This is a genomic window from Streptomyces phytophilus, from assembly GCF_013870535.1.
GTDB lineage: Bacteria > Actinomycetota > Actinomycetes > Streptomycetales > Streptomycetaceae > Streptomyces > Streptomyces phytophilus.
Window position 1 is genome coordinate 1 of record NZ_JACBXC010000850.1, and the last position, 2,685, is coordinate 2,685.

Consider the following 2,685-nt stretch of genomic DNA (forward strand, 5'->3'; position numbering starts at 1 on the left):
GTGCGCGGGCTGGAGCTTGTGCTCGGCGCTGGTGTTCAGCGCGGGCACGCCGGCCGTGGCGCCGCCGCCGTCGGTGTAGCGGGCGCGGATGAGCCCGAAGAGGTTGGCGTTGTCGTCGTGCCGGTCCTCCTCGAAGGTCTCGATGGTGCCGGTGCAGCCCTCCTCGAAGGTCATCGGGTGGCCGTGGGTGTCGTGGCCGAGGGCGTAGTCGACGCGTACCCGGGAGCAGTCGATCGCGCCGTCCTCGGCGTCGGTGACGGCCACCTCGAACGGGATGGCGTCGCCGTACTCGAAGACCGTGCCGTCCGCCGGCAGCTTCAGCTCCACCTCCGGCGGGGTGTTGCCGACGACGACGCGGACGGCGGAGGTGCCGGTGTTGCCGTCCGGGTCGGTGACGGTGAGGACGGCGGAGTACTGGCCGTCCTTGCCGTAGGTGTGCTTCGGGTGCTGCTTGCCGGAGGTCTTGCCGTCGCCGAAGTCCCAGCGGTAGCGGAGCTGTTCGCTGTCCTGGTCGGCGGTGCCGGCCGAGGAGAACGCGACCTTCAGCGGGGCGTGCCCGGTGGTCGCGTCGGAGGAGGCGACGGGCTCGGGGGCGAAGCCCTCGGCGGCGTTCTGGATGCGGTAGAGGGCCGAGTTCTGGTCGCCGTTGAAGAAGCCGGTGCCGTAGTCGAGGAAGTACAGCGCCCCGTCGGGGCCGAACTCCATGTCCATGATCTTGCTGCCGGACGAGAAGTCCTCGATGGCGCCGACGCCGCCGTCCTCGCCCACGCCGATGGTCTTGATCCACTCGCGGCCCTGCTCGCCGGCGAAGAACAGCTCGTCGTAGCGCTCGGGGAGCTGGAGCCGGGAGCCGAGGCCGGGGTCGTGGCGGAAGACCGGGCCGGCCATCGGGGACTCCGAGCCGCTGCCGAACTCCGGTACGGAGTCGCCGTCGTAGGCGATCCAGGCGGACTGGGCCGGGGGCAGCTCGGTCAGGCCGGTGTTGCGCGGCGACTCGTTGCGCGGCGCGGCGCAGTCGAACGCCTCGCCGGACGCGCCGGTGGCGAAGTCGTAGTCGATGTACGCGTCGTTCGCGCCGTGGCAGTACGGCCAGCCGAAGTTGCCGGCCTCGGTGATCCGGTTGAACTCGACCTGGCCGCCGGGGCCGCGCGCCGGGTCGGCCGCGCCGGAGTCGGGGCCGTAGTCGCCGACGTAGACGGTGTCGGTCGCCTTGTCGACACTCATCCGGAACGGGTTGCGGAAGCCCATGGCGTAGATCTCGGGCCTGGTCTTCTCGGTGCCGGGCGCGAAGAGGTTGCCGTCCGGCACGGTGTACGAGCCGTCGGCGGGGTCGACCTTGATGCGCAGGATCTTGCCGCGCAGGTCGTCGGTGCTGCCGGCGGAGCGCTGCCCGTCGAAGGACGGGTTGCGGGTCTCGCGCTCGTCGATGGGCGTGTAGCCGTCGGAGGAGAAGGGGTCGGTGTCGTCGCCGGTGGACAGCAGCAGGTTGCCCTCGCTGTCGAAGGCGATGTCGCCGCCGTTGTGGCAGCACCGGCCGCGGTCGGTGCCGACTTCCAGCACGGTCTGCTCGCTGCCCTGGTCGAGGGTGCCGTCCTGGTTCAGGGTGAAGCGCGAGAGGCGGTTGACGCCCTCGTACGCCTCGAAGTCGGCGGGCTCGCCGTCGCTGGGCGCGATGCCGTGCGGGGTGTCCATGACGGGCGCGTAGTAGAGGTAGACGGCGCGGTTGGTCTCGAAGTCCGGGTCCACGCCGACGCCTTGGAGGCCGTCCTCGTCGTGCGGGTAGACGGGCAGCTGGGCGGCGACGCGGGTGCCGCCCGCGGCGCCGGTGTGCCAGAGGGTGCCGTCGCGCGAGGTGTGCAGCACGGCGCCGTCGGGGAGTACGGCGAGCGCCATCGGCTCGCCGACCTGGTCCACGCCCTTGGCGAGGGTGACCTGTTGCAGGTCGGGGGCGGCGGGGCCGTCCTGGGCCGCAGGCGGCGGCTCGTGTGCGGCGCCGGCGGCGGCCATACCGGGGGCGAGGCCGCTGCCGAGGAGCAGGGCTCCCGCGAAAGCCGCCAGCGCGGTGCGGAGTCTCGGTCGTGTCCTGTTCACGTTGCGTCCTCCCGTGGGGTGACGGGTGCGGGGCATCGTTTCGCGACATGCCTGACATGCGTGACTGGTGTGCGGACAGGTGACTGGTGTGCTGACGGGCGCGCGCCGCCGTCAGGACCGTAACCGCTTTCGTCCCTGCCGAAAAGGGCTTCGGCAGGGGTCGGAGTCAACTTCATCCCGGCATAGGACAAAGCCCAGTTGAGAACGCACGAGAGCGCCCGGCCGCGTTCGGGCCGGGCGCTCTCGGCTACGCGCAGGGCGGCGCGGCGCTACCCGGCGGGCCGGGAGCGGGCCTTGAAGGCCGCCTTGCGGGCATCCTTGGCGACCTGGCGGTCCGGGTGGAGGCGGCCCATCGCCTCCAGCACCTCCGGCGTGGCCGGGTGGTCCACGCGCCAGGCGGCGGCGAAGAAGCCGCGGTGCATGGCCACCAGGTGCTCCACCAGCTCGCGCAGCTCCGGGGTGTCGTCCCGCAGCCCGCCCAGCTGGGCGGCGACCGTGTCGACGGCCAGCCAGAAGACCATGTCCTCGCCGGGCTGCGGCACGCCGGCGACGCCGCGCTCGGTGAGCCAGACGCGCGCCAGACCGCCCAGTTCG

The 2,685-nt window shown here is 72.3% G+C and carries 1 protein-coding gene and 1 pseudogene; both read right to left on the bottom strand.

Annotated features, from left to right (window positions below; translation table 11 throughout):
* On the bottom strand, positions 1-2,007 hold a 2,007-nt coding region (locus H5J30_RS26170), incomplete at its 3' end, for a PQQ-dependent sugar dehydrogenase (RefSeq protein WP_181789805.1).
* A gap of 353 nt (positions 2,008-2,360) precedes the next feature.
* Positions 2,361-2,685 (bottom strand): annotated as a pseudogene (locus H5J30_RS26175) (hypothetical protein); the annotation flags it as partial.